The sequence below is a fragment of the Microvirga sp. P4_G7 genome (assembly GCF_056401005.1).
The window spans coordinates 1-7,272 of sequence record NZ_JBFUKD010000141.1 but is presented as its reverse complement, the minus strand read 5'-3'; the positions used below and the strand labels follow the sequence as shown (position 1 = coordinate 7,272).

Annotated in this window: 6 protein-coding genes; 1 reads left to right on the top strand and 5 read right to left on the bottom strand. The window is 63.9% G+C overall.

The window, feature by feature from the left end; translation table 11 throughout:
* Both AC1DT3_RS08685 and AC1DT3_RS08680 read right to left on the bottom strand, forming a co-directional pair.
* Positions 1–3,507 (bottom strand): beta strand repeat-containing protein (locus AC1DT3_RS08685; RefSeq protein ID WP_477464855.1); only part of this gene is annotated, 3,507 nt, incomplete at its 3' end.
* Positions 3,508–3,702: 195 nt separating this feature from the next.
* Positions 3,703–4,635, bottom strand: coding sequence for a threonine/serine dehydratase (locus AC1DT3_RS08680; protein WP_477464854.1), 933 nt, complete (start codon positions 4,633–4,635; stop codon positions 3,703–3,705).
* Positions 4,636–4,876: 241 nt separating this feature from the next.
* Here AC1DT3_RS08680 and AC1DT3_RS08675 point away from each other — a divergent pair, with 241 nt between their 5' ends.
* Positions 4,877–5,755, top strand: coding sequence for an HpcH/HpaI aldolase/citrate lyase family protein (locus AC1DT3_RS08675; protein WP_477464853.1), 879 nt, complete (start codon positions 4,877–4,879; stop codon positions 5,753–5,755).
* A 58-nt stretch (positions 5,756–5,813) separates the two neighbouring features.
* Here the strand turns inward: AC1DT3_RS08675 and AC1DT3_RS08670 are convergent, their stop codons facing one another.
* From AC1DT3_RS08670 to AC1DT3_RS08660, 3 genes are all read right to left on the bottom strand, one after another.
* Positions 5,814–6,026, bottom strand: a complete 213-nt coding sequence (locus AC1DT3_RS08670; RefSeq protein ID WP_477464852.1) for a Trm112 family protein — start codon at positions 6,024–6,026, stop codon at positions 5,814–5,816.
* A 9-nt stretch (positions 6,027–6,035) separates the two neighbouring features.
* A complete protein-coding gene (locus AC1DT3_RS08665; RefSeq protein WP_477464851.1) occupies positions 6,036–6,704 on the bottom strand; it encodes an LON peptidase substrate-binding domain-containing protein in 669 nt (222 codons plus the stop codon).
* 29 nt (positions 6,705–6,733) lie between these two features.
* On the bottom strand, positions 6,734–7,272 hold a 539-nt coding region (locus AC1DT3_RS08660; protein WP_477464850.1), incomplete at its 5' end, for a tetratricopeptide repeat protein.

The window sequence follows — 7,272 nt, the reverse complement described above, 5'->3', positions numbered from 1 at the left end:
CAGGAGGTCCGTTCCGTCCCGGTCGAGGGTGGTGTCGGCGACACTGATGCTGCCGTCGAGGTTTCGCGTGATGAGATAATCGGCCAGATTGCCGGAGAAACCGGCCCTGTCGCTGCCCGCGCCGCCATCGAGCATGTCGTTGCCGGCGCCGCCGACGAGCAGGTTGTCGCCGGAATTGCCGATGATGATGTTGGAAAGTTCGTTGCCGGTACCGGCGATCGATCCCGTCCCGGTCAGGGAGAGATGCTCCACATGGGCCGAGAGGGTGTGGCTCACCGATGCGAACACCGTGTCGATGTCCGATCCCACGGTTTCGCTCACCGTGTCTCCCGCATCGCCGACGATATAGCTGTCGTCGCCTGCGCCGCCGGACATCGCATCCGCGCCTGCGCCACCGTCGAGAATGTTGTTGCCGGAATTGCCGTTGATGATGTTGGCGAGTCCGTTGCCGGTGCCGTCGATGTCGTCGCCGCCCGTCAACGTGAGATGATCCACATTGGCTGCAAGAGTATACGACACAGAAGCTTCGACCGTGTCGACGCCGAATCCGGCGGCGCTTTCCTTCACGATGTCGCCGAGATTGTCGACGATGTAGAGATCATCGCCACGTCCGCCGTCGAGCGTGTCGGCACCCGCGCTGCCGTCGAGAGTATTGTTGCCGGTGGTCCCGATGAGCGTGTTGTCGAGATCGTTTCCGGTGCCGGACAACGGACCCGTACCGGTCAGAACCAAGTGTTCGACCTCCGCGGTGAGCGTGTAGGACACGGAGGCCCGGACCGTGTCCGATCCGCGTGCGAATTCCTCGATCACGACGTCATTCTGGTCGTCGACGATGTATATGTCGTTGCCGATGCCGCCCGAAAGGGTGTCGGCGCCCGCGTGACCATCGAGAATGTTGCTGGCGTCGTTGCCGGTGATCTGGTTGTCGAGCGCGTTGCCGTGCCCCGATATTGCTGTTCCGCTGAGAATGAGGTGCTCGACATGGGCCGCGAGCGTATGAGTCACCGATGCGATGACCGTGTCGACGCCTTCCAAGGCGTTCTCGATCACCATGTCGGCGCCGCTATCGACCCGATAGGTGTCGTCGCCGTCGCCACCGATGAGACGGTCGCCTCCCGCACCGCCGTCGAGCGTGTTGCTGGACCCGTTGCCGGTGATCTCGTTGGCCTCGGCATTGCCTGTGCCCGAGAGTTCGCCGCCGCCGAGGAGGATGAGATTGTCGACATGGGCCGCGAGTGTGAAACTCACCGAAGCGCGCACCGTGTCGCTTCCCTGGCTCGCCTCTTCGACGATCGTATCGCCCGTGCTGTCGACGAGATATGTATCGTCGCCGTCGCCACCGACGAGCCGATCGGCGTTGACGCCGCCGTCGAGAATGTTGGCGAGCGCATTGCCGGTGATCGCGTTGGCGCCGTCGTTACCCGTGCCATTGATGGCCACGCCGATCAGGACCAAGTTTTCGATGTTGTCGGTCAGCGTGAAATCGGCGGAGGCGAAAACAGTATCGTCGCCTTGCCCCGCGGTTTCCGTCACGGCGTCGTCCGTCCTATCGACGAGATAGACGTCGTCGCCGATGCCGCCTGCGAGAACGTCTGCCCCGCCGCCGCCGTCGAGGGTGTTGTGCCCGGAATTGCCGGTGATGACGTTGGCGGCGTCGTTGCCGCCGCCGGCGATGTCGGCCTGTCCGGTCAGGATCAGGTTTTCCAGGCTGTCGTTCAAGAAGAAGGACACCGAGGCACGGACGGTGTCGACGTCGTCAGCGCCGCTGTCGAAGACGTTGTCCCGCTCCTCGTCGACGATATAGACGTCGTCGCCGTCGCCGCCTTCGAGATCGTCGATGCCCGCGCCGCCGTCGAGCGTGTTGTTGCCGGCGTTGCCGATGATGGTGTTGTTGAGACCGTTGCCCGTGCCGCTGATGTCGTCAGCGCCCGTCAGCAGTAGATTCTCGACATTCTGCCCGAGTGTGAAGTGGACGGATGCGTTGACCGTGTCGCTGCCGTCGCCCAGGGCCTCGACGATCGTGTCGCCGAGATGGTCGACGAGGTAGATGTCGTCGCCGTCGCCGCCGATCAGAATATCGGCGTTGCCGCCGCCGTCGAGCAGATTGGCCGCGTCGTTGCCGGTGATCGTGTTGGCGAGCGCATTGCCCGTGCCGTCGATGGCGACGCCACCCGTCAATACGAGGTTCTCGACGTTGTCCGTGAGGGTATAGCTGACCGCGGACCGGATCGTGTCGATGCCCTCGTCGCCATCTTCGGTGACCTGGTCCGTCTCGCTGTCGACAATGTAGATATCGTCGCCGTCGCCGCCGCGCAGATCGTCGCCTTCGCCGGTGCCGCCGCCATCGAGGATGTTGCCTGCGACGTTGCCGATGATCGTGTTGGCGAGCGCATTGCCCATGCCGTCGATGGCATTTTCACCGATGAGAGTGAGGTTTTCGAGATCGGCGCCGAGCGTATAGGTCATCGACGTCATGACCGTGTCGTTGCCGCCGTTCGCGGCTTCCACGATCATATCTTCGGCATTGTCGACCACATAAGTGTCGTTGCCGCTTCCACCGGTCAGGATGTCCGCCCCATCGCCGCCATCGAGCACGTCATTGTCGGCGCCGCCATCGAGCACGTCGTTGCCGCCGCCACCCGAGAGGATGTCGTCGCCATTGCCGCCGGCCATGGTTTCGGAACCGTCACCGCCCATGGCGGTGTCGTCGCCGTCGCCGAGATCGAGCATGCCGAAAACCCGGCCGCCACGGCCATCATAGGAATCATCGCCCCCTAGCAGTGCGACGTCGCCGACGATCCGGCCGCTGTTGAGAACCGTGTCCGTCCCCGCGCCCCCGCGAACGGCGATGTCGGCGTCGATCGTGCCGGAATTGGTGAGCAGCGTGGCATCGCTCGCCCGCGACGCCATCAGCACCCCGATTCCGCCAGCGCCGCCGATCACTTCGATGAGGCCGCTATTGGTGATGCGGCTGTTGTTGATCAGCCAGAGGCCATGGGTGAGGGCGGTGACAGTGCCGGTGTTGTTGAATACCGTTGCGTCGACGGCATTGGGATCGCTGCCGAGAACGCCAACATTGCCGAAGAGGACGCCGGAATTGGAAATGTTCGTGACGGTAGCGACGCTCGATCCGTTTTCGACGATCTGGATGGCGGCATCGGATCCGCTCACCTCGCCGATGTTGACGATCTGGCCTTCGGTTCCAATGTTGATGCCGATCATTCCGCCATGGACGATCCCCGTCGCGCCCACATAGACCGAATTCGAGCCTCTTGAGAAACCGATGCCGGCATCGAGACCCGCCACCAGGCCGTAAATGTACGCCTTGTTGTTGCCGATCGATTCGCCCGCTTGTCGGATCGCCTCCGGATGACTCTCGTGAAACGTCGTCACGGTCCCGGTTTGAGTGACCACGATCTGCTCGTTCGTCGACAGGTCCGGAGTCGTCTGCATCGGCAGAGCGTCATCGTCGTCGGCCACACGGCCGGAAATATAATACGTGGTCATGACAAGCCCCCGAAGACAGTTGGTTTGTCATATACGTTATTTCGTTACGCTATTCAGTCAATCGCTAAACAGTTCATCGGGTGAACCATTTGGCCCGTCATGACGTAAGGTGATTGCTAACCGTCTCTGAACGAACGATATTCCCATTGGAAACAATATTGCAAAAGAGTCTTGCAGAATGGCAAGCGGTCCCGCTCAACCTTGCGGCAACTTCTGCAGCTCCACGTTCGCGCCGCAGAGGAGCACGCCGACCCGTTCGCCCGTCCGCGGGCGATAGGCGCCAGAAACGAGCGCGGCGAGGGCTGTGGCGCCGCCGGGCTCAGTCGCCATGCGCCAGTCACGCCACAACAGAGCCTGGGTGTCGCGGATCGCCTCATCGGTGACGAGAGCGACATGGTCCACCGTGTCCCGGCAAATGGCATAGACCAGATCGCCGGTGTTGCGGGCGCCGAGCGAATCGGCGGCGAGCGAGTTGACCTCCACGTCGACCGGATGACCGGCCTCGAGGGCTGCGTGCAAGGCGCGCGATCCCTCCGGTTCGACACCGACGATCTTGACGCGGCCCGCCCACCAGCTCGCGACCCCGCTGATCAGCCCACCGCCGCCGACGGCCACCAGCACCGTGTCGAGAGCGGGTGCCTCTTCCCCCCACTCTCGGGCGACGGTGCCTTGCCCGGCAATGGTCGCCTCGGCGGCAAAGGGGTGGACACGCAGGGCGCCGCTGTCCGCGACATAAAGATCGCAGGCCTCCTGCGCGTCCGCGTAGCGCGCGCCGCCGATCACCACCTCCGCGCCGTGCGATCGGATGACGGCGATTTTCGCAGGGCTTGAAATCTCCGGCACGAAGATCCTCGCTTTGACGCCGAGCCTCTTCGCTGCATAGGCCACCGCGGCGCCGTGGTTGCCCCCGGAGGCGGCAGCAACGCCCGCTGCCGGAACCGGATGCGAGAGCAAGGTATTGAACGCGCCCCGCGCCTTGAACGACCCGGAATGCTGCAGGAATTCGAGTTTCAGGCTGACCGTGCCGTCGTGGCCGAACGCATCGGGCAAGGTCCAGGCCGGCGTGCGGCGGATATGCGGTGCGATGCGGGCGTGGGCGGCTTCGATTTCGCTGCGGGACAACGGCATGGTTCGGCGACTCCGGGCGGTTTCAGGCGACCTGTACCGATGTGCTGCGATGAGGCAAGTCCCGGATGGGTCTAGGGCAAGTCCTGGATGGGCTAGGGGAAGTCCTGGATCGGCTAGGGGAAGTCCTGGATGGCCGCGACGATCGTTCCATTGCCGCGGTTGGCAGACGGCGGCCATGCGTTATGAATGGCGTTATGAATGAATCGGCAGCGCCCCAAAACGATCGGAAAATGGAGATCGAATGACCATCCGCCCCCGCCGTAGCGTCCTCTACATGCCCGGCTCGAACGCGCGGGCGCTGGAGAAAGCGCGCGGCCTGCCCGCCGATACCCTGATCCTCGATCTGGAGGACGCGGTCGCGCCGGAGCAAAAGGATATGGCGCGCGACCAGGTCGTCGCAGCGGTCGGCGCCGGTGGCTACGGGAAGCGCGAACTCGTGGTGCGCATCAACGCGATCGACACGCCATGGGGAGAGGCCGATCTCGCCGCCGTGGCGAAGGCCGCGCCCGATGCGATCCTCATTCCCAAGGTCTCCTCGCCAGAGGCCCTCGTCGCGGTGGGTCTTCGCCTACGCCGGCTCGGCTTGTCGGAGACCACGAATCTGTGGGCGATGATCGAAACACCGCTCGCAATCCTGCAGGCCAACGACATCGCCAGCACGGCGCTCGACGTGGATACGCGGCTCACCTGCTTCGTCATGGGCACCAACGATCTCATAAAGGAAACCCGCGCGCGCCCGGTTCCCGGCCGCGCACCCCTGGTGCCGTGGCTGATGAATGCCCTCGCCGCGGCACGGGCCTACGGCCTCGACATCATCGACGGTGTGTTCAACGACCTCGCCGATGAGGCGGGCTTTCGCGCCGAGTGCGAACAGGGACGCGATCTGGGCTTCGACGGCAAGACGCTCATCCATCCGAACCAAATCGCATCGGCGAACGCGCTCTTCGCGCCGTCGTCGGACGACATCGCCCAAGCGCAGAAGATCGCCGAAGCGTTTGCTTTGCCGGCCAACCGGGACAAGGGCGCCATCACCGTCGACGGTCGCATGGTGGAGCGCCTGCATGTGGAGATGGCGAAGCGGACGCTCGCGCTCGCAGACGCGATCGCGTCGCGCGGCTAGGCCGCCACCGCCCCGGCCAAGTCTGCGTATGCCCGCCGCCTGGCGGCGAGAAAGTCGCTCACGGTGCGTCGGTCAACGGCCGCGCTTCTTCCGGGAGCATGATCGGGATGCCGTCCCGGATCGGATAGGCGAGCCTGGCCTGGCGGCTGATCAGTTCCTGGCGCTCGGCATCGTAATCGAGCGATTCCTTCGTCAACGGACAGACGAGCAATTCGAGAAGCTTCGGGTCGACCCTTGTGGCTTCGACGGGTTTAGGTGTGTCTGATGCCATCGGTCGAGCCTATTGCAGAGTGGAATCCGAATTGCCGCCGCTACGGGCCAATTCGATCTCGGTGAGCGCGATCAGCACTTCGGCGCGGGTCTTGAGATCGGCAGCTTCGAGAAGCGCCTGCTTTTCCCGCGTGCCGAACGGACTCATCATGCAGAGCGCGTTGACGAGGGCCTCGTTGGGCGCGTCCTCGATGCCTTGCCAATCGACGCGGACATCCGCCGCCTCGACAAAATCGCGCAACGCTTTCACGACGCCGGCACGATCCACCTCGTTCTCGCCGGCGCGGGCCACGAAATCGCTGGCAAACGGTTCGAAGTCGATTTGGCACTGGCGGAATGGCGTCGTCGTGAGAAGCTCTTCCTCGATGCGGAATCGCGCCACGCCGATCAGAGTGACGAGGTAACGCCCGTCACCCGTTTCCGCGAATTGCGTGATGCGCCCAGCGCATCCGACATCATACAGCTTGGGAGCCGACGCCGAGCGCACCTCCGCGTCCGGTTGAACCATTCCGATCAACCGGTCCCCGCGCAGAGCTTCGTCCACCATGGCGAGATAGCGCGGCTCGAAAATGTTGAGCGGGATTTGTCCGCGCGGAAGAAGCAAAGCTCCGGGCAGAGGAAATACGGGAAGCGTCGCGGGGCAATCCTGCGGAGAACGATAGATCACATTCATCCCCATGCCGAGCGCTCCTGGCTGGTTCACGGGCATCAGGCAAACAGAACCGAGGACAACCGCCGTCGTCCTGCAATCGTCATCTCGTCCATCGGGCCCCAAGCCTCGAAAAACTGGACGAGCTGCTTGCGCGCGCCGTCCTCGTTCCAATTGCGGTCGCGGCGGATGATTTCAAGAAGCTGATCGGCCGCTTCTTCGCGCTGGCCGCGAGCATTGAGTGCGAGAGCCAGATCGAAACGTGCTTGAAAGTCGCGCGGATTGGCTTCGACCTTGCGTAGCAATTCCGCCGTGTCGCCGAGCGCTTCGGCCTGTTCCGCGACGTCGATCGCAGCTTGCGCGCCGACGAGGGCGGGATCGTTGGCCTTGTCTTGCGGCGCCATGGCGAGGAAGCGCTTGGCGCCCTCGATATCGCCGAGCGTGACGTGAAGCTTGGCCAAAGCGGCGATGGCCGCGACGTTTTCAGGATCCTGCGCCAGCACGGCCGCATAGAGCTCGGCCGCTCCGGCTGCGTCGCCGTCAAAGGCCGCCCGATCCGCCTCCGCCAGCAATTCCTCGGTGGCCGTCGGGCCGAGGG

Coding starts and splice junctions, on each gene's coding strand:
- AC1DT3_RS08680 (WP_477464854.1), bottom strand. CDS start 4,635: ATGCCGTTGTCCCGCAGCGAAATCGAAGCCGCCCACGCCCGCATCGCA.
- AC1DT3_RS08675 (WP_477464853.1), top strand. CDS start 4,877: ATGACCATCCGCCCCCGCCGTAGCGTCCTCTACATGCCCGGCTCGAAC.
- AC1DT3_RS08670 (WP_477464852.1), bottom strand. CDS start 6,026: ATGGCATCAGACACACCTAAACCCGTCGAAGCCACAAGGGTCGACCCG.
- AC1DT3_RS08665 (WP_477464851.1), bottom strand. CDS start 6,704: ATGGGGATGAATGTGATCTATCGTTCTCCGCAGGATTGCCCCGCGACG.